Genomic DNA, 18,163 nt, shown 5'->3' on the forward strand with positions numbered 1-18,163 from the left:
AACCCGGCCAGGCCGCTGCAAGCGGCTGAGGCCGGAGTAACATTGGATACGTTTTTCTAAGGGACTTTCACTTGGCCACACCTTCCCCTCACCTCGCGCTGCATGCCCGGGGCAATCCATGACTTCGCACAACCCCGACAACCCGGCAGCACTCGCCTCGGCACTGCCCGGTGCGGTGCAACGCCTGCCCTTGCTCGAACGCCTGAGCCGCTATCGCCAGCCCATCGGCCTGATCGTGACCCTGGTGTTGTTCACCATGGCCTTGATCGCCTGCCGCCACCTGCTGAGCGAGCTGGACATCTATGCCTTGCACGATGCCATGCTCAGCGTACCGGCCCAGTCATTGCTGGGCGCCTTGCTGGCAACCGTGCTCGGTTTCGTGATCCTGCTGGGTTACGAATGGTCGGCCAGCCGCTATGCCGGTGTGCAATTGCCAGCGCGCAGCCTGGTGCTGGGCGGCTTCAGCGCCTTTGCCATTGGCAACGCCATCGGCCTGTCGATGCTGTCCGGCGGCTCGGTGCGCTACCGCCTGTATGCACGCCAGGGGGTGGGCGCAGGCGAAGTGGCACGGATGACCGTGTTCGCCAGCCTGTCACTGGGCTGCGCGCTGCCGCCCCTGGCTGCCCTGGCGACCCTGAGCGACCTGCCGGCGGCCTCGGCCGCGCTGGGCCTGGCGCCTGGCTTGCTGGCGGCCATCGCCACAGCGGTGCTGGTGCTGTGTGGGGTGATGGTGGTTGGCCTGTACCGCCGTCGCCTGGCCGAGCAACCGATTGCCGACAACCTGCTGGTACAACTGGGCCGCCGCACACTGCGCCTGCCGGGCGCTCGCCTGGCCGCCCTGCAATTGCTGATTACCGCACTGGATGTCGCCGCTGCGGCTACCGTGCTGTATCTGCTACTGCCCTCAGCACCACCGTTCGGCGCCTTTGTCCTGGTGTACCTGCTGGCCCTGGCCGCAGGCGTGCTCAGCCATGTGCCGGGCGGCGTCGGGGTGTTCGAAGCGATCCTGCTGGCCGCCTTTGCCGACCAGCTTGGCGCGGCCCCGTTGGCGGCGGCCCTGCTGCTGTATCGGCTGATCTACGTAGTGCTGCCGCTGCTGCTGGCCTGCGTGTTGCTGCTGACCAACGAAGCCAGGCGCCTGCTGTTCGCACAACAGGCCATCAAGGCGGCTTCCGGCCTGGCGGCACCGATCCTGTCGATTCTGGTGTTCCTGTCCGGGGTGGTACTGCTGTTCTCCGGGGTCACGCCCGAGATCGACACGCGTCTGGAGCACATGGGTTTCCTGGTGCCACACCGTCTGATCGATGCCTCGCACTTCGGCGCCAGCCTGATCGGGGTAGTCTGCCTGCTGCTGGCCCAGGGCCTGCGCCGGCGCCTGTCCGCCGCCTGGCTGCTGACCACCGTGCTGTTGCTGGTGGGCGCCCTGCTGTCGCTACTGAAGGGATTCGACTGGGAAGAAGCCTGCCTGCTGACCTTCACCGCCGTCCTGCTCGCCCTGTTCCGCCGCTCCTTCTACCGCCCCAGCCGCTTGCTGGAGCTGCCGTTCTCGCCAGTGTTCCTGGTGGCCAGCGCCTGCGTGGTCGGGGCATCGGTATGGCTGCTGCTGTTCGCCTACCAGGATGTGCCCTACAGCCATCAGCTGTGGTGGCAGTTCACCCTTGATGCCGACGCCCCGCGTGGCCTGCGCGCCGCCATGGGCAGCGCCTTGCTGCTGGCGGCCGTGGCGCTGACCTGGCTGCTGCGCACGGCACCGCCTGTGATTCACCTGCCTGATGAACAGGAACTGCAACGGGCCAACCGCATTCTGCAGGCCTCTGACCAGCCCGATGGCGGCCTGGCCCTGACCGGCGACAAGGCGCTGCTGTTCCACCCGGGCGACAATGCCTTCCTCATGTACGCACGTCGCGGCCGCAGCCTGGTGGCGCTGTATGACCCGATCGGCCCGGCCCAGGAACGCGCCGAGATGATCTGGCAATTCCGTGACCTGTGCGACCTGCACCACGCCCGACCGGTGTTCTACCAGGTGCGTGCCGAAAACCTGCCGTTCTACATGGACATCGGCCTGACCGCGCTGAAGCTGGGCGAAGAGGCCAGGGTCGACCTGCAGCGTTTCGACCTGGAAGCCAAGGGCAAGGAGATGAAGGACCTGCGCTACACCTGGAACCGCGGTGGCCGTGACGGTTTGAGCCTGGAAATCCACGAACCCGGCCATGCCCCACTGGCAGAGCTGAAGGAAATTTCCGATGCCTGGCTCGGCGGCAAGAACGTGCGCGAGAAAGGCTTCTCGCTGGGGCGCTTCAGCCCTGAGTACCTGCAGCACTTCCGAATCGCCCTGATCCGCTTCCAGGGCCGCCCGGTGGCCTTTGCCAACCTGCTGGAAACCCACAGCAAGGAATTGGCCAGCCTCGACCTGATGCGCGCACACCCCGAGGCCCCGAAGCTGACCATGGAATTCATGATGATCGGCCTGATCCTGCATTACAAAAGCCACGGCTACGCCCGCTTCAGCCTGGGCATGGTACCGCTTTCCGGCTTGCAGCCGCGGCGTGGTGCGCCGCTGACCCAGCGCCTGGGCTCGATGGTGTTCCGCCGAGGTGAGCAGTTGTACAACTTCCAGGGGCTGCGACGCTTCAAGGACAAATTCCAACCGGACTGGGAACCCCGCTACATGGCCGTGCCGGCCGGGCTCGACCCGCTGGTGGCACTGGCCGACACCGCCGCCCTGATCGCAGGCGGCTTGACTGGATTGGTGAAACGTTGATGACCCGACGCTTTTGGCTGTACCTGCTGATTCCCCTGCTGCTGGCCGCCCTGGGGGGTGCGCTGGCATTCTGGCTGTGGACGCGCCCGGCCCCTGAGGCGCGCCTGGAACAACTGAGCATCAATGACACCGCGATCACCCGTGTGACACCAGGCGTGCACCCCAAGGCCCGGGTGGTTATCGGTGTGCCGCAGGACCAGGCACTGACCGACAAGCAGTTGCTGGACCTGGCCAAGGCCGGCGAAGCGCAACTGGTGCAGGTGTTGCTGCCGGCCAATGACTGCAGCAAGCAGCAGCAGGCCATGAACCAGGCCCTTGCCCAGTTGCCCCAGCAGCCGACCCTGGTCGCCGGTATCGGTCCGGGCGCGGCCCAGGCCTGGCGCTGGCTGGCCAGCCAGAACGACGACAAGGCGCGGGCGATTTCGGTGGACTTCAATCTCGAACAACCCGGTTGCCAGGCTGCGCTGCCGAAATCGGCCGCCCACGGCCACTGGAATGTCGCCTGGAACGACAACCCGGATGACGCCAGCGCCGCCTTCGTGCGTGACCAGGCCAATGCCGAAACCAGCATCAGCGACTACGACATACACCTGCCGCAGGTGCTCAAGGCACAACTGACCCAGGCCCTGGTCGGCCACGACGGCAACGCCCTGGCCATCCCGGTGGTCGAGGTGCCTGCCGGGCAGACCACCGACACGGTCACCCTGTTCCTCTCGGGTGACGGCGGCTGGCGTGACCTGGACCGTGACGTGGCCGGGGAAATGGCCAAGCTGGGCTACCCGGTGGTGGGCATCGACACGCTGCGCTACTACTGGCAGCACAAGACCCCGGAACAAAGCGCCGCCGACCTGTCCGAGCTGATGCAGCACTATCGGCAGAAATGGGGCACCAAGCGCTTTGTGCTGACCGGCTATTCGTTCGGCGCCGACGTGTTGCCGGCGATCTACAACCGCCTGCCGGTCGAAGACCAGCAGCGCATCGACGCAGTGATGCTGCTGGCCTTTGCCCGCAGCGGCAGCTTCGAGATCGAAGTCGAGGGCTGGCTTGGCAAGGAAGGCCAGGAAGCACCGACCGGGCCGGAAATGGCCAGGTTGCCGGCGTCCAAGGTGGTGTGCGTGTATGGCGTAGAGGAAACCGACGAGAGCGGCTGCACCGACAAGACAGCGGTCGGCGAGCGCCTGAAACTGCCGGGTGGGCACCACTTCGACGAGAACTACCCGGCATTGGCCAAGCGCCTGATTGACGAGATCGAGACGCGCCAGGGCAAGTCGAGCGTGGCGGCACAGAACTGATAGCCGCCGATCACCGGCACAGCCGGCGCCGGCCACCGCGTCGCCTGCGTCGCGGATAAATCCGCTCCTACAGGTAGGTGTGAGTGCCCGCGCCTGCCCTGGAAATCAGATCTCGACCTGGGTCCCTAATTCGATCACCCGGTTCAACGGCAGGTTGAAGAAGCGCAGGTTACCGTTGGCATTCTTCAGCAGAAACGCGAACAGGTTGCCGCGCCAACGCGACATGCCCTCCAGCCGCGATGCGATCACCGTCTCGCGGCTGAGGAAATAGGTGGTACGCATCGGGGTGAAGTCCAGTTCATCCAGGTGGCACAGGCGCAACGCCGCCGGCACATCCGGTTCATCCATGAAGCCGAAGTGCAGCAGCACGCGGAAGAACCCTTCACCATAGGCCTCCACCTCGAAACGCTCCTGCTCCGGCACCCGCGGCCGGTCCTCGTTGACCACCGTCAACAGCACCACCTGGCTGTGCAGCACCTGGTTATGCAGCATGTTGTGCAACAGCGCATGGGGTACGGCATCGGAGCGCGCGGTGAGGAACACCGCCGTGCCTTCGACCCGGTGCGGCGGCTGGATGCGGATACTGCTGATGAACAGCTGCAGCGGCAACGCGCCTTCGTCGATACGCTCCACCAGGATCTGCTTGCCGCGCTTCCAGGTGCTCATCAACAGGTACAGCACGCCCCCCGCCAATACCGGGAAGGCACCACCCTGAACGATCTTCGGCACGTTGGCAGCAAAGTACAGCCCATCGACCAGCAGGAAACCCACCAGGATCGGCACCGCCAGCACGGGCGGCCATTTCCACAGCAGCAGCATCACCGCCGAAACCAGGATGGTGGTCATCAGCATGGTACCGGTCACTGCCACGCCGTAGGCCGCCGCCAGGGCACCGGATGACTCGAAACCGAGCACCAGCAGAACCACGCCGACCATCAGCGTCCAGTTGATCGCGCCGATGTAGATCTGCCCCTGTTCGTCACTGGAGGTGTGCTGGATCTGCATGCGCGGGATATAGCCCAGCTGGATGGCCTGGCGGGTCAGCGAGAACGCCCCGGAGATCACCGCCTGCGAAGCGATCACCGTGGCCATGGTCGCCAGGCCGACCATCGGCAGCAGCGCCCAGCCAGGCGCCAGCAGGTAGAACGGGTTGCGTGCCGCCTCCGGGTCCTGCAGCAGCAATGCGCCCTGGCCAAAGTAGTTGAGCACCAGCGCTGGCAGCACCAGGGCGAACCAGGCCCGGGCGATCGGCTTGCGGCCGAAGTGGCCCATGTCGGCATACAGCGCCTCGGCACCGGTCAGCGCCAGCACCACCGCACCAAGAATGGCCACGCCCATGCCGGGGTGAACCACGAAGAAATTCACTGCCCAGGCCGGGTTGAACGCCTTGAGCACTTCCGGGCTCTGCGCGATGCCATACACCCCCAGCGTGCCCAGCGCCACGAACCAGGTGACCATGATCGGGCCGAACAGCTTGCCGATCTTGTCGGTGCCGTGCTTCTGCACCAGGAACAGCGCTACCAGTATCACCAGCGAAATCGGCACCACCCAGTGGTCAATGCCTTCGAATGCCAGGCCCATGCCCTCCACCGCCGACAGGACCGACACGGCCGGGGTGATCATGCTGTCGCCATAGAACAGCGAGGCGCCTATCAACCCGCACACCACCATCAACGTCTGCAAACGCGGATAGGCCGCCGTGGCTCGCCGTGCCAGTGCGGTCAGCGCCATGGTGCCGCCTTCGCCCTGGTTGTCGGCACGCAGGATGAACATCACGTACTTGAACGACACCACCCATAACAGCGACCAGAGGATCAGCGACAGAATCCCCAGCACGCCGTCATGGTTGACCGGCACCCCGTAACCGCCGGTGAAGACTTCCTTGAGGGTATATAACGGGCTGGTACCGATATCGCCATAAACCACCCCGACCGCTGCCACCAGCAGGCTCAGCGACCGTGTCGCGCCCTGCTTCCCCTCGTGCCCGCCCTCGGCGTGACTGCTTGCCTGAACCATCGACCACTCCCGCAGACGGCCTTGTAGACCTTGGTATTCTCAATTCCTGCCCAGGCTGGCCTGCAACCTGGCGCAATGGCGCGAAGCATAGCGCAGCGTTCGTCGTATTTCTGCTGGTCAAGCGACGCAGTGCTCGCTAGAATTGCGCACTTTTTGATCAGAGGCGCCAAAAGCGCCCGTCAAGATCGCCCCCGCTTCCGGCCGGGCGACTGTATTCAATACCGAGGTTAGTCATGTCCACCACGCCCGCCACCCCCAAGGTAGGTTTCGTAAGCCTGGGTTGCCCGAAAGCCCTGGTCGATTCCGAGCGCATCCTGACCCAGTTGCGCATGGAAGGCTATGAAGTCGTGCCCACCTATGAGGACGCCGACGTGGTGGTGGTCAACACCTGCGGCTTCATCGACAGCGCCAAGGCCGAGTCGCTGGAAGTGATCGGCGAAGCGATCAAGGAAAACGGCAAGGTCATCGTCACCGGCTGCATGGGTGTCGAGGAAGGCAGCATCCGGGACGTGCACCCGAGCGTGCTGTCGGTCACCGGCCCGCAGCAGTACGAGCAGGTGGTCAATGCCGTGCACGAAGTGGTACCGCCGCGCCAGGACCACAACCCGCTGATCGACCTGGTACCGCCACAAGGCGTCAAACTGACCCCGCGTCACTATGCGTACCTGAAAATTTCCGAAGGCTGCAACCACAGCTGCAGCTTCTGCATCATTCCGTCGATGCGCGGCAAGCTGGTCAGCCGCCCGGTAGGCGAAGTGCTGAGCGAGGCCGAGCGCCTGGTCAAGGCCGGGGTCAAGGAAATCCTGGTGATTTCCCAGGACACCAGCGCCTACGGCGTCGACGTCAAGTACAAGACCGACTTCTGGAATGGCCGCCCGGTCAAGACCCGCATGCTCGAGCTGTGCGAAGCCCTGAGCAGCCTGGGCGCCTGGGTACGCCTGCATTATGTCTACCCGTACCCGAACGTCGATGACGTGATCCCGCTGATGGCCGCCGGCAAGATCCTGCCGTACCTGGACATCCCGTTCCAGCATGCCAGCCCGAAAGTGCTCAAGGCCATGAAGCGCCCGGCGTTCGAGGACCGCACCCTGGCACGTATCAAGCACTGGCGCGAGCAATGCCCGGAGCTGGTGATCCGTTCCACCTTCATCGTCGGCTTCCCGGGCGAGACCGAGGAAGACTTCCAGTACCTGCTTGACTGGCTGACCGAAGCCCAGCTGGACCGCGTGGGCTGCTTCCAGTACTCGCCGGTGGAAGGCGCCCCGGCCAACGACCTGGGCCTGGAAGAAGTGCCAGACGACGTCAAGCAGGCGCGTTGGGACCGTTTCATGGCGCACCAGCAGGCGATCAGTGCTGCCCGCTTGCAGCTGCGTATCGGCAAGGAAATCGACGTGCTGATCGACGAAGTCGAAGAGCAGGGCTCGGTGGGTCGCAGCTTCTTCGATGCACCGGAAATCGACGGCAGCGTGTTCATCGACGGCGACCATGGCTTCAAGCCCGGTGACAAGGTGCGTTGCCGGGTGGTGGATGCCGACGAGTACGACATGTGGGCTGAACCCGTCTGACCCCGGCTGAAGCATGAAAGGCCCCTGCGCTGGCATTTCCTGACAAGGAAACAACCGGCGCAGGGGCTTTTTCGTCAGAACGTGTGAAACAGCATCAGGCCGCCCTCTGCGTCGGGGCTGGCATCAGAGAAGCCTTTGACCGCGTAGAGCTGCACCTTCCACTCCTGGTTGAGCTTGTGGGTCAGGAACAGGGTCAGTTCGCGGATCTGCGCGCCCGTCGACACGACTTTCTGCCGCCAGTCGTAGGAGGCGCCCGCCGAAGTGCGCAAGGCCACAGGCAGGGCGAAGCCGAGGCTGGCAAAAAAAGGATCATCGAAATCGCTGTCGGGCGGGTCGCCGAACTTCTTCCAGCCCAGGGTCGCGAAGCCGGTCACCGGCCCGAACGCCCTGGCAACGTCTACCTGGCCCGTGTAGTCGTACTCACCCGTGCCCAGGCACTGGTCTTCATCAGCCGTGGGAAACTTGACCTTGCCGATCAGGTCCAGCAGCAGGCCGCCGTCAGCCCCGTCGAGCAAGGCGTAACCGGCGCTGGCTACCGTATCGCCCAACCCGCTTTCCACAGCGTGGCAGCCACCGGGCAAGGGGTCGCCATTCGGCCCTACTTCGGGGTTGGTGATGCGCAACCAAGGTACGCTGACCTTGTAGGTCATGGGGCCGGTTTCATACTTGCCGATAACCGGCACGTACCAGATTTCCGAGGTGGTCCCGGTGCCATAGTCGCCGCTGGAATAATCCATGCCGATCGCGGCGCTGAAGGTATCGGCCAAGGCCGGCGCAGTGGAGAGCATGCAGGCAAAAAGAGCGAGCGCGGGCCTCATCTTCACCTCGGCATCCCGTCGGAATGTGTGGTCGGACCTACCTAGCGTAGTTGGCTAATGGCCGGACCGCTCCGGATGCTCGACTTTTCCGCTGGTTTCCAGTGTTTCGGGCCTCTCGACTTTTTCCAGTACCTCTACCTTCTCCACTTTTTCGACTTTTTCCACTTTCTCCAGCGTTTCAGGCTTCTCGACCTTTTCTACCTTCTCGGGCCGTTCTGCTTTTCCGGCGTTTTCGATCCGCTCCACCTTCTCGACTTTTTCCGGCTTCGCGGCCTTTTCTACCTTCTCGACCCTCTCGACCCTTTCAAGCTCGACCTTCTCTACATGGCCAGAACGGCCACTGCCGCTTTCGGGCCGCAGCACGGTCTCGACCGGGGCTGAGCTGCCGGACCTGTCCACGCCCACGCTGCTGTCATGCCCGCTGGAACCCTCCACCGCGCCGGGACCACTGTGATCGTCACCGGCATCGCGGGCACGGTCCGCATCGCCACTGCCATGGCCGCTGTTTTCGGAGCCTTCCGAATCTCTGCTGCCGTGCTCGCCAGGCGGTTGTGCATGCCCCCTGTCCGGGTTGTCGGCACGCGCGTCCTGCAGCTCGACACGGCTTGCCCGCAGTTCATGCGGCCCGTTGAATATGCCACTCACCCGAACGCGCTGGTCTAGCGCGAAGGCTCCTGGCTGCTTGCCGACGATCACGGTGTCCTGGCCCAGCGTCACCTGGATGCCTGCAACCACCAGTTGTTGTGCCTGCTGACGCTGCACCAGCCCCTCGATCACCACCCTCTGCACACGGCCAGCGAAAGGCAGGCTCGGGTCCGGACGGCTTTGCGCCACCTCCAGCTGGCGCCCGGTCCACTGCCCGCGCACCAACACTTCGCGCGCAGGTGCCACACGCGTTCCCAGCTTCAAGCCCTGCAGGCTGCCGCTACGGTCGACCGCACCAATGGCACTGGCCTGCCTGAGCCCCGGTGCCCGTTCGATACGGCTGGCCAGCACTTCGCCCCTGGCATCGCGCAGCCCGCTGACCCTGACCGGCTCACCCGGGCGCAACCCTTCCGCCACCCGCGCCCCGCTGGCAAGGCGCACTGGCTGGCCCATTACCCGCAGCGGGGCCGAAGCACTGGGCAGCGCCGTCAGCGGCCCTTCGTAAACATTCAGGATCGCGATGCGTCCTGCTTGCAGGCGGCCCTTGCTGGCGAATGCCTCCACCGCGACCACCTGCCCGATTGCCAGTTGGGCGCTGCTGGCAGGCGTACCGTTTTCACTCACGGGTACGTCCTTGCCGTAGTGCACCTCCAAGCCATTGACGCAGATCGAGGCAAACCCGGTGATGGTGCCGACGATGCCGGTGCCCCCGCTACCGCCCGGGCGCAGGATTGGCGCACCGGTACCGCCCACCCCACCGTTCTCGCTGCGCGCCCCCGTACCGCCGGCACCGCCGGTCCTGGCCCCGGTACCGCCAGTACCGCCCGGCGCCTGCAAGCCCGCCGCACCCGCCATGCCTGCTTCGTCACGGCTGACACAAACCGGTGCCGCAGCCACCTCGGCAGGCGCCAGCAGGCTCAGCCCGCAACCCAGGACCAGCGTGACGACACTGAAGCAGCGCGTGAAATAGGTCATGGCTCCGGGGTCTTCGATAATTCGGGGTCGGTCGCTTCAGTGTAGAAATAAAGCCCGACCGTGATGCGCTGACGTTGCTCGACAGTCGGCACGTCGACACCTTCCAGCTCAGATGCGAGGCGACTGAAGGCAAGTAGCGTCTGCATGCCATCGCGGGCCACCACGTCTCGCAGTTGCTCGACACTGGCCGGGCTCAGGGCGTCATAGTGCACACTGCGCTCAAAGAATGGCGGGCCTTCGCCACTCAGGTTGTGCACCGCTGCACAGGCGTGGTCATGCAGGTTGTGGCCAAAATACGCGGTCTTTTCCTCAAAGCCCTTTTGCGGCACGAACGCCTGGGCCTCAAGGTGGACACAGTCATGCTCGTCCAGGCGGACGATGCCCAGGCGCAACCACTCGTCCAGCACCACCCGCCCGCGGATGTCGGTGCTGATCTTTGCCACCAGGGCATCGAAGGAACGCTCGCCGCCGGCGCTTGCCAGGCGCGGCAATGGCAACGCATGGCCAGGCGCCGAGCAGAACGGCTTGCTGTTGGCCCACATATTGACCAGTTGGGCGCCGAAGGTGATGTTCTCCGGCAGCTTCGCCATCGTCGTGTCGCCTTCGCTGCGCAAGCGCCGTACATCCTTGCGATGCACGCCAGTGAGCAGGCTGATGCGGCTGTCGGTGGGTGCTGTGCCGTCCAGGCGGAATTCGCGATGGGCCACGTCGACGAACACCTCCTTGAGCAGGTCGGCGAACACGCTGTAGGTAACCCCCTTGCGCAGCATCAGGCGCACCAGCGGGCGCATCACGCGCTGCAGTGCGCTTAACATCGACGGGGGTAACGTGGTCGGTTGCATTGCGTGCATTCCTTGACGGATAAACATACAAAACCCGTCCGCTGGGTTTTGTATGGGCCACTTCAGATCAGTGCCATTCAGCCCCTGCTGTCGTCATCTGCGTCATGGTCGCCGACATCAACGCCACGGTCATCGCCCGGTTCGCCACCCACGTGATCGCCGCGATCATCACCAGGTTCGCCGCCAACGTGATCACCATCATCATCGCCAGGCTCCCCGCCGACATGATTGCCATGATCATCACCGGGCTCACCGCCGACGTGATTGCCATGATCGTCCCCGGGCTCACCACCAACATGATTGCCATGATCGTCACCCGCCTCAGCATGGTCGCCACTGCGGCCCGAGTTCGACTGGCCGGCATCGCCGTGGCCGCTGCCACTGTGGCCGGCATGCCCGCCGCCATCGCCGCCGCTGCCGTGGCCACTGCCACTACCATGGCCGCCACCGCCGCTGCCACTACCGCCACCACTTCCGCCACCGCCGCCGTGGCCGCCACCGCCACCACTTCCGCCACCGCCGCCGTGGCCACCGCCGCCACTTCCGCCACCGCCGCCGTGGCCACCGCCGCCACTTCCGCCACCGCCACCGTGGCCACCGCCGCCACTTCCGCCACCGCCACCGTGGCCACCGCCACCACTGCCATCTTTGGCATAGGCAATGGAATCATGAAAAATCGAATCAGGGATCAACACCGTGGACGCTGACAGCACGCCAGCAACAGCGGTCGCCAATAGAGCTTTCTTGAACAGCGTATGGATTTGCATGTTACGTCTCCAGGTCGTCGCCACGAGAAACGCCAAATCAAGCCGGGAATCCTGTTCAGTTCTTGTCGCTCCTTGCGTGGGATTTTTTCCCACAGTTAACTAATAGCCCTCGAGACCTCGGCCTTCAAGCGCTACGCCGAAAAGCTGACCGGTGGTTGGCCTGCTATGTTTTCCCTATCGCATGGAGGAGCACCAGCATGCAGTCGGCAATGACGTTGCATACCCCGCGCTTGAAGGACTATGGCGAGCTGGTTCAGGTATGGGAGGACTCGGTACGCGCCACCCACGACTTTCTCCCGGAGGGCTACATCCTGCTGCTGCGCGAACACGTGCTGCGCCGCTACCTCGACGCGGTGATGCTGGTCTGCTGCCGGGATCGCCAGCGCATCTGTGGCTTCGCCGGGGTCGCCAGCGGGCGCCTGGACATGCTGTTCGTCGCCCCGGATTACCGTGGCAAAGGGGTTGGCAAACGCCTTCTGCACTATGCGATCGATGAGCTGAATGCCGAGCGCCTGGACGTCAATGAACAGAATCCGCAGGCCCTGGGCTTCTACCTGCATGAAGGTTTCGAGGTGATCGGCCGTTCGGAAACCGATGGCCTTGGCCAACCCTACCCTCTGCTGCACATGCGGCTGCGCAAAATGGCGTAAATGACAGAGATTCCCAGCCCCTCTGGCGCGCGGGCAGGTACAATGCAAGTCTTTCCCAGCCTTTGCGAAATCCCTGTCATGTCCGAACCCGTCCGCCTGTCCAAACGCCTTATCGAGCAGCTCGGCTGCTCCCGCCGCGAGGCCGAGCTGTATATCGAAGGCGGCTGGGTCACGGTCGATGGCCTGGTGGTCGAACAACCGCAGTTCAAGGTCGCGCAGCAGCGCGTCGAGCTGCTGCCTGGCGCCCGCGCCGAAACGCTGGAGCCGGTCACCTTGCTGCTGAACCAGCCGGCAGGCATGAGCAGCGAAGCCGCCCGCGCCGAGATGAACATGAGCAACCTCAGCGAGGCCCATCGCGAAGGCGTGCGCGCCCTGCACGGGCACTTTGCCCGGCAGGCCTGCGTGGCTCCGCTGGAGCCGGGCGCCAGCGGCCTGCAGGTATTCACCCAGGACTGGCGGGTAACCCGCAAGATCGACGCCGACCTGCGCCGCCTGGAGCAGGAGTTCATCGTTGAAGTGCGCGGCGAGACCACGCCCCAGGCGCTGGAGCGCCTGGCACGCGGTGCCACCCGCAATGACCGCGAGCTGCCCAGGGCCAAGGCCAGCTGGCAGAACGAGACCCACCTGCGCCTGGCCCTGAAGAACCCGCAGCCAGGGCAGGTTGCCGAGCTGTGCGCGTACCTGCGCCTGGAGCTGGTCAGCATGCGCCGCATCCGCCTGGGCGGTGTGTCGATGGGCAAGCTGCCGCTGGGCCAGTGGCGCTACCTGGCCGCTACCGAACGTTTCTAAGCAATACGCCGCGCCCGCAGGCGCGGCACCTGAACAGGATTCTGCAGCAATGAACCACAACGACGTCCTGCGCAGCCTGCGCTACATGCTCAAGGTGAACGACGCCAAGATGGCCGAGATCATCGGGCTAACCGGCCTCGAGGTGCATCCCCTGGTGCTGGCCACCTACCTGAAGAAGGAAGACGAGGAAGGCTTCGTGCGTTGCCCGGAGCGGGTCATGGCGCACTTTCTCGACGGCCTGGTGATCCACCGCCGTGGCAAGGACGACAGCCGCCCGCCGCAGCCGATCGAACTGCCGGTGACCAACAACCTGATCCTGAAGAAGCTGCGGGTAGCCTTCGAGCTCAAGGAAGATGACCTGCATGCCATCCTCAAGTCGGTCAATTTCCCGGTCAGCAAACCCGAGCTCAGCGCACTGTTCCGCAAGGTCGGCCACGACAACTATCGCCCGTGTGGCGACCAGTTGCTGCGCAACTTCCTCAAGGGCCTGACCCTGCGCGTACGTGGCTGAACGGCCATGCAGCATACGGTTGTTCCGGTCGGTATCGTCCGCTCCTGTTTCAAGGAGAAGTTCGCCATCCCGCGCCAGCCACAGCTGGCGCCCGCCGCTCGCGGCGTGCTCGAGCTGTTGCCGCCGTTCGACCAGGGCGATGCGGTCGCGGGCCTGGAGCAGGTCAGCCATGTCTGGCTGCTGTTCCTGTTCCACCAGGCGCTGGAAGACAAGCCACGCCTGAAGGTGCGCCCACCGCGCCTGGGCGGCAACAAGAGCATGGGTGTGTTCGCCACCCGCGCGACGCACAGGCCCAATGGCATCGGCCAATCGGTGGTGCGCCTCGAGGGCGTGGAGCCCGGGCGCCTGCTGCTGTCCGGGATCGACCTGCTCGATGGCACGCCGGTGCTGGACATCAAGCCGTATGTGCCCTACGCCGACAGCATCGCCGGCGCCAGCAACCAGATGGCCAGCGAAGCCCCCGCCGCGATCAGCGTGCAGTGGAGCGACAATGCCCTGCCCCAGGCCCGCGAACATGCCTTGCGCCTGGGGGAACCGGTGGTGGAGCTGATCGAGCAATGCCTGGCGCAGGATCCACGGCCGGCCTATCAGGTGCCCGCGGCGGAGCGGGTGTATGGGGTGAAGTTCTGGGATGTGCAGGTGCGCTGGCATTACCCGCAGCCGGAGGTGATCCGGGTGCTGGAGGTAGTGCCCGCCTGATCTCCGACCCGGCTGGACGTGGCCGCTGCTACCAAAGGGCCGCGCAGGCACGAAAAAGGCGACCCTTGGGTCGCCTTTTCGTTTACTGCAGCGTGATCAACGAGCCGGGCCTTCAGCAACGCCCAGGTCGTCGGTTGGACGGTTATCGACCAGCGGCGAACCACCGGAGGCCAGCTCCGAGGCCAGCTTGTCGTTGTCCATTTCCTTGACCCACTTGGCCACGACCACGGTAGCCACAGCGTTGCCCACCAGGTTGGTCAGCGCGCGAGCCTCGGACATGAAGCGGTCGATGCCGAGGATCAGCGCCAGGCCGGCAACCGGCAGGTGGCCGACGGCGGACAGGGTCGCAGCCAGGACGATGAAGCCCGAACCGGTAACGCCGGCAGCACCTTTGGAAGCCACCAGCAGCACCAGCAGCAAGGTGATCTGGTGAGTGATGTCCATGGTGGTGTCAGTGGCCTGGGCAATGAATACCGCAGCCATGGTCAGGTAGATCGAGGTGCCGTCCAGGTTGAACGAGTAGCCGGTCGGAATGACCAGGCCAACCACCGACTTTTTCGCACCCAGGCGTTCCATCTTGGCCAGCATGCGTGGCAGGGCCGATTCCGAGGAGGAAGTACCCAGCACGATCAGCAGTTCTTCACGGATATAGCGGATCAGCTTGAGCACGCTGAAACCATGCGCGCGGCAGATGCCACCCAGCACCACCAGCACGAACAGCAGGCAGGTGATGTAGAAGCAGGCCATCAGGTAGCCCAGCTGCACCAGCGAGCCAACGCCGTACTGGCCGATGGTGAAGGCCATGGCGCCGAAGGCACCGATCGGGGCCAGCTTCATGATCATGTTGATGATGTTGAACATGACATGGGCGAAGCGGTCGATCAGGTCCAGCACCGGCTTGCCGTAGCTGCCCAGGCGGTGCAAGGCGAAACCGAATAGCACGGAGAACATCAGCACCTGCAGGATGTCGCCATTGGCGAAGGCGCCGACCACAGTGTTGGGGATGACGTTGAGCAGGAAGCCGACGGTAGTCTGCTGCGCGCCGGCGGCGGCATAGGCAGCCACGCTGCTGGCGTTCAGGGTGTTGACGTCGATGTGCATGCCAGCGCCCGGCTGGACCACGTTGACGACTACCAGGCCGATGATCAGGGCGATGGTGGAGACGATTTCAAAGTACAGCAGCGCGTAGCCGCCCGTCTTGCCGACCGACTTCATGCTCTGCATGCCGGCGATGCCGCTGACCACGGTACAGAAGATGATCGGGGCGATGACCATCTTGATCAGTTTGACGAAGCCGTCACCCAAGGGTTTGAGGGCGACGCCGGTTTCCGGGTAATAGTGGCCGAGCAGGATGCCGATGGTGATGGCGACCAACACCTGGACATACAGGGATTTGTACAGCGGCTGACGTGTCGTCATGGCTTAATTTCCTCAAGTGTGCCGGTTCACCCTTCCCAGGGCGATGCGGCACCTGAATCGCTAACCCTCCTGCACCCGGAGGGATTTGTCGTTGTGTTCGAGCTGCCTGGGCAGGCCTCTGCGAGGATCGATAGCAAGGGTGGTGCCAAAATGCCCAGCAAGGGTGCAAGTGCCGCATTTGCTGGGGATAAACGCCCAACGACAGGGCGCTTTGGCTGAGCAAGGCTGGCGGATTTCCGCCCGGTGGCGGGATTTGTACAGGGTAAATGGCGGGAATCCGCCCGCCGGGGTTTACCTGTAGCGGCCCTTTCACGGGTTCACTCGTGCAGGCGCCGCTACAGGCGAGCGTTCAATCCTGATGGAAGGTGATCCTGAACGCCGCGCCGCCCAGCAGCGAATCGCCCAGGCTCAACGCCGCGTCGTAGCTGTCGACAATGTCCTTGACCACCGCCAGCCCGATGCCCTGCCCCGGGTGCTGGCTGTCCAGCCGCTCCCCGCGCTCCAGAATGCGCTCACGCTGATCGGCCGGCACCCCTGGGCCATCATCCTCGACACACAAGATCAACTGCCCCGGCGCCTGCTCCAGGCTCACCCGCACCTGGCCCAGGCTCAGGCGGTAGGCGTTTTCCAGCAGGTTGCCCAGCAGCTCCAGCAACGCCGCCTGCTCCATCGGCACCTGCGCCGCATCGGGCAGTTGCAGGGTCACGTTGACCCGTTTGTCCCGATAGACCTTGGCCAAGGTGCTGCACAGGCTGTCGAGCAGCGGCCGCAACGCCACGCTGTGGCGAACCAGGCCACTCTTGCGCAGGCTGGCGCGTTGCAGCTGGTAGTCGATCTGCTGGCTCATGCGCTCGATCTGGCTTTGCAGCACCCGCGCCTGCTCGCGCTCGCCGCTACGCTGCTGCAGGCTTTCGCCCACCCCTTGCAGCACCGCCAACGGCGTCTTCAGGCTGTGCGCCAGGTCGTCGAGCGAATCACGGTAGCGCTGGCGCTGCTCGCGCTCGCTGCGCAGCAGGCGGTTCAACGAGCCGGTCAGGCGCAACAGTTCACGCGGGTGCTCACCGCTCAGGCCATCGCGCGCCCCCGCCTCCACCTCGTCCAGCTCGCGGCTGAGCCGGCGCAACGAACGCAGGCCCCAGGTCAGCCCGGCCCACAGCAGCACCAGCAGCGCCAGCAGGGCCGCGCCAAAACCGAGGTAGAGCTTTTCACGCAAGCCGTCGAGGGTATGCTGGTATTCGCGCACCGGCTGCAGGGCGACGATGCTATAGGCCGCGCTCTGGCCACCCAGCAGCTTGATCTCGACATCGTAGACGAAGAACTCCTCGCCATCGGCCTGGCGAATGCGCGCGAACTCGTTGCCGCGGCCATCGTAACGCGGGCGGTAGTTGACGTTCTGCGCGGCGGTGGCCCGCGACTGCCAGACCAGGTTGCCGTCGCGATCGAAGATATAGCCGAGCAGACCGGTGTACGGCAGGTTGTAGCGCTCATCCGGCAGCAGCGTGGGCATCTGCAATTGGCCATGCTCGATGCGCGCGGCAGAAATCAGCGTGGTCACGTCCGAGGCCAGGCGTTGTTCGATCGACTCCTGCAAGGCCAGGCTGAAGGCCTTCTGCAAGGCTGGCAACAGCGCCAGCATGAACAACAGCGCCAGCACCGCAGCCGCCAGCATCAGGCGTACCCGCAGGGAACGCATCATCGGCAGCGCTCGGTGAACAGGTAGCCCAGGCCGCGCACGGTGTCGATGGGTTTGAAGCCGCGCTCGCCCTCGAGCTTGCGGCGCAGGCGGCCAACCAGCACTTCGATGACATTCGGGTCGCGCTCCTCGTCACCCGGGTAAAGCTGTTCCATCAGGCGGTCCTTGGCCACCACCTGCTGGTGATGGCGCATGAGGTATTCGAGGATACGGTACTCGTATGCGGTCAGCGCCAGGGGCTGTTCGTCGAGGCTGGCCTGCTTGCGGTTGAGGTCGAGTACCAGGGGGCCGGCGGCAATGGTCGACTGGGTGAAGCCGCTGGAGCGGCGCAGCAGCGCGTTCAGGCGGGCCTCGAGCTCTTCGAACTGGAACGGTTTGACCAGGTAATCGTCGGCACCGGCGGCCAGGCCTTCAACCTTGTCCTGCCAATTGCCACGGGCGGTGAGGATGAGGATGGGGAAGGTCTGGTCCTGGCTGCGCAGCCGGGTGATCAGCTCCAGGCCGCTGATGCCGGGCAGGCCCAGGTCGATGATGGCCAGGTCGAAGTGGTACTGCCCGGCCTGGTACAGCGCTTCCTCGGCATCGCCTACGGCCTCGACCACATGGCCGCTTTCGCCCAGGCGGGTAAAGAGGTGATGGCGAAGCAGGGCTTCGTCCTCGACCACCAGCAGTTTCATGTGCAGCTCCTTGATGTGTATTGCCTGTACCGGCCCTTTCGCGG

The 18,163-nt window shown here is 64.7% G+C and carries 15 protein-coding genes; 7 read left to right on the top strand and 8 right to left on the bottom strand.

What is annotated here, in order from left to right; genetic code table 11:
- Positions 1 to 118: 118 nt before the first annotated feature.
- Both mprF and ACLEJP_RS18535 read left to right on the top strand, forming a co-directional pair.
- Complete coding sequence (gene mprF, locus ACLEJP_RS18530; protein ID WP_440808640.1) at positions 119 to 2,761, top strand: bifunctional lysylphosphatidylglycerol flippase/synthetase MprF; 2,643 nt, start codon at positions 119 to 121, stop codon at positions 2,759 to 2,761.
- Complete coding sequence (locus ACLEJP_RS18535) at positions 2,761 to 4,053, top strand: virulence factor family protein (RefSeq protein WP_440808643.1); 1,293 nt, start codon at positions 2,761 to 2,763, stop codon at positions 4,051 to 4,053. The genes mprF and ACLEJP_RS18535 overlap by 1 nt, the downstream gene beginning before the upstream one ends.
- 105 nt (positions 4,054 to 4,158) lie before the next feature.
- Here the strand turns inward: ACLEJP_RS18535 and ACLEJP_RS18540 are convergent, their stop codons facing one another.
- Complete coding sequence (locus tag ACLEJP_RS18540; protein WP_440808644.1) at positions 4,159 to 6,069, bottom strand: potassium transporter Kup; 1,911 nt, start codon at positions 6,067 to 6,069, stop codon at positions 4,159 to 4,161.
- Between the two features lie 233 nt (positions 6,070 to 6,302).
- Here ACLEJP_RS18540 and rimO point away from each other — a divergent pair, with 233 nt between their 5' ends.
- Positions 6,303 to 7,634, top strand: a complete 1,332-nt coding sequence (gene rimO / locus ACLEJP_RS18545; RefSeq protein ID WP_289131124.1) for a 30S ribosomal protein S12 methylthiotransferase RimO — start codon at positions 6,303 to 6,305, stop codon at positions 7,632 to 7,634.
- A 74-nt stretch (positions 7,635 to 7,708) separates the two neighbouring features.
- On the opposite strand, the gene ACLEJP_RS18550 is transcribed toward rimO, so the two are convergent.
- The 4 genes from ACLEJP_RS18550 to ACLEJP_RS18565 form a co-directional block, all read right to left on the bottom strand.
- A complete protein-coding gene (locus tag ACLEJP_RS18550) occupies positions 7,709 to 8,452 on the bottom strand; it encodes a hypothetical protein (protein WP_440808646.1) in 744 nt (247 codons plus the stop codon).
- 54 nt (positions 8,453 to 8,506) lie between these two features.
- Positions 8,507 to 10,072 carry a DUF5666 domain-containing protein gene (locus tag ACLEJP_RS18555; RefSeq protein ID WP_440808648.1) on the bottom strand — a complete coding sequence of 522 codons (1,566 nt, stop codon included), beginning with the start codon at positions 10,070 to 10,072 and terminating at the stop codon, positions 8,507 to 8,509.
- Positions 10,069 to 10,914, bottom strand: coding sequence for a DUF6502 family protein (locus ACLEJP_RS18560; RefSeq protein WP_440808650.1), 846 nt, complete (start codon positions 10,912 to 10,914; stop codon positions 10,069 to 10,071). The genes ACLEJP_RS18555 and ACLEJP_RS18560 overlap by 4 nt, the downstream gene beginning before the upstream one ends.
- 77 nt (positions 10,915 to 10,991) lie before the next feature.
- Entirely contained in the window at positions 10,992 to 11,681 is a 690-nt protein-coding gene (locus ACLEJP_RS18565) for a hypothetical protein (protein WP_440808651.1), read from the bottom strand.
- Between the two features lie 197 nt (positions 11,682 to 11,878).
- Between ACLEJP_RS18565 and ACLEJP_RS18570 the strand changes: the two genes are divergently transcribed.
- The 4 genes from ACLEJP_RS18570 (at position 11,879) to tsaA (ending at position 14,330) form a co-directional block, all read left to right on the top strand.
- The gene (locus tag ACLEJP_RS18570; protein ID WP_440808652.1) at positions 11,879 to 12,331 is read left to right on the top strand and encodes a GNAT family N-acetyltransferase; all 453 of its coding nucleotides are present in this window, start codon (positions 11,879 to 11,881) and stop codon (positions 12,329 to 12,331) included.
- 78 nt (positions 12,332 to 12,409) lie between these two features.
- Entirely contained in the window at positions 12,410 to 13,120 is a 711-nt protein-coding gene (locus tag ACLEJP_RS18575) for an rRNA pseudouridine synthase (RefSeq protein ID WP_440808654.1), read from the top strand.
- A 49-nt stretch (positions 13,121 to 13,169) separates the two neighbouring features.
- Positions 13,170 to 13,631, top strand: a complete 462-nt coding sequence (locus ACLEJP_RS18580; protein WP_440808657.1) for a DUF1456 family protein — start codon at positions 13,170 to 13,172, stop codon at positions 13,629 to 13,631.
- Positions 13,632 to 13,637: 6 nt separating this feature from the next.
- A complete protein-coding gene (gene tsaA, locus ACLEJP_RS18585) occupies positions 13,638 to 14,330 on the top strand; it encodes a tRNA (N6-threonylcarbamoyladenosine(37)-N6)-methyltransferase TrmO (RefSeq protein ID WP_440808660.1) in 693 nt (230 codons plus the stop codon).
- A 96-nt stretch (positions 14,331 to 14,426) separates the two neighbouring features.
- On the opposite strand, the gene ACLEJP_RS18590 is transcribed toward tsaA, so the two are convergent.
- The 3 genes from ACLEJP_RS18590 to ACLEJP_RS18600 form a co-directional block, all read right to left on the bottom strand.
- The gene (locus ACLEJP_RS18590) at positions 14,427 to 15,749 is read right to left on the bottom strand and encodes a dicarboxylate/amino acid:cation symporter (RefSeq protein ID WP_440808661.1); all 1,323 of its coding nucleotides are present in this window, start codon (positions 15,747 to 15,749) and stop codon (positions 14,427 to 14,429) included.
- A 349-nt stretch (positions 15,750 to 16,098) separates the two neighbouring features.
- Positions 16,099 to 17,445, bottom strand: a complete 1,347-nt coding sequence (locus ACLEJP_RS18595; RefSeq protein WP_440808664.1) for an ATP-binding protein — start codon at positions 17,443 to 17,445, stop codon at positions 16,099 to 16,101.
- Positions 17,442 to 18,119 carry a response regulator gene (locus ACLEJP_RS18600; RefSeq protein WP_186687979.1) on the bottom strand — a complete coding sequence of 226 codons (678 nt, stop codon included), beginning with the start codon at positions 18,117 to 18,119 and terminating at the stop codon, positions 17,442 to 17,444. Before ACLEJP_RS18600 ends, ACLEJP_RS18595 begins: the two co-directional genes overlap by 4 nt.
- Between the last annotated feature and the right edge of the window lie 44 nt (positions 18,120 to 18,163).

Origin of the sequence: Pseudomonas sp. SMV7 (assembly GCF_052041995.1) — a bacterium.
Classification (GTDB): Bacteria; Pseudomonadota; Gammaproteobacteria; order Pseudomonadales; family Pseudomonadaceae; genus Aquipseudomonas.

Coding starts and splice junctions, on each gene's coding strand:
- ACLEJP_RS18560 (WP_440808650.1), bottom strand. CDS start 10,914: ATGCAACCGACCACGTTACCCCCGTCGATGTTAAGCGCACTGCAGCGC.
- ACLEJP_RS18540 (WP_440808644.1), bottom strand. CDS start 6,069: ATGGTTCAGGCAAGCAGTCACGCCGAGGGCGGGCACGAGGGGAAGCAG.
- ACLEJP_RS18535 (WP_440808643.1), top strand. CDS start 2,761: ATGACCCGACGCTTTTGGCTGTACCTGCTGATTCCCCTGCTGCTGGCC.
- tsaA (WP_440808660.1), top strand. CDS start 13,638: ATGCAGCATACGGTTGTTCCGGTCGGTATCGTCCGCTCCTGTTTCAAG.
- ACLEJP_RS18595 (WP_440808664.1), bottom strand. CDS start 17,445: ATGATGCGTTCCCTGCGGGTACGCCTGATGCTGGCGGCTGCGGTGCTG.
- ACLEJP_RS18550 (WP_440808646.1), bottom strand. CDS start 8,452: ATGAGGCCCGCGCTCGCTCTTTTTGCCTGCATGCTCTCCACTGCGCCG.
- ACLEJP_RS18555 (WP_440808648.1), bottom strand. CDS start 10,072: ATGACCTATTTCACGCGCTGCTTCAGTGTCGTCACGCTGGTCCTGGGT.
- ACLEJP_RS18590 (WP_440808661.1), bottom strand. CDS start 15,749: ATGACGACACGTCAGCCGCTGTACAAATCCCTGTATGTCCAGGTGTTG.
- rimO (WP_289131124.1), top strand. CDS start 6,303: ATGTCCACCACGCCCGCCACCCCCAAGGTAGGTTTCGTAAGCCTGGGT.
- ACLEJP_RS18570 (WP_440808652.1), top strand. CDS start 11,879: ATGCAGTCGGCAATGACGTTGCATACCCCGCGCTTGAAGGACTATGGC.
- ACLEJP_RS18600 (WP_186687979.1), bottom strand. CDS start 18,119: ATGAAACTGCTGGTGGTCGAGGACGAAGCCCTGCTTCGCCATCACCTC.
- ACLEJP_RS18580 (WP_440808657.1), top strand. CDS start 13,170: ATGAACCACAACGACGTCCTGCGCAGCCTGCGCTACATGCTCAAGGTG.
- mprF (WP_440808640.1), top strand. CDS start 119: ATGACTTCGCACAACCCCGACAACCCGGCAGCACTCGCCTCGGCACTG.
- ACLEJP_RS18565 (WP_440808651.1), bottom strand. CDS start 11,681: ATGCAAATCCATACGCTGTTCAAGAAAGCTCTATTGGCGACCGCTGTT.
- ACLEJP_RS18575 (WP_440808654.1), top strand. CDS start 12,410: ATGTCCGAACCCGTCCGCCTGTCCAAACGCCTTATCGAGCAGCTCGGC.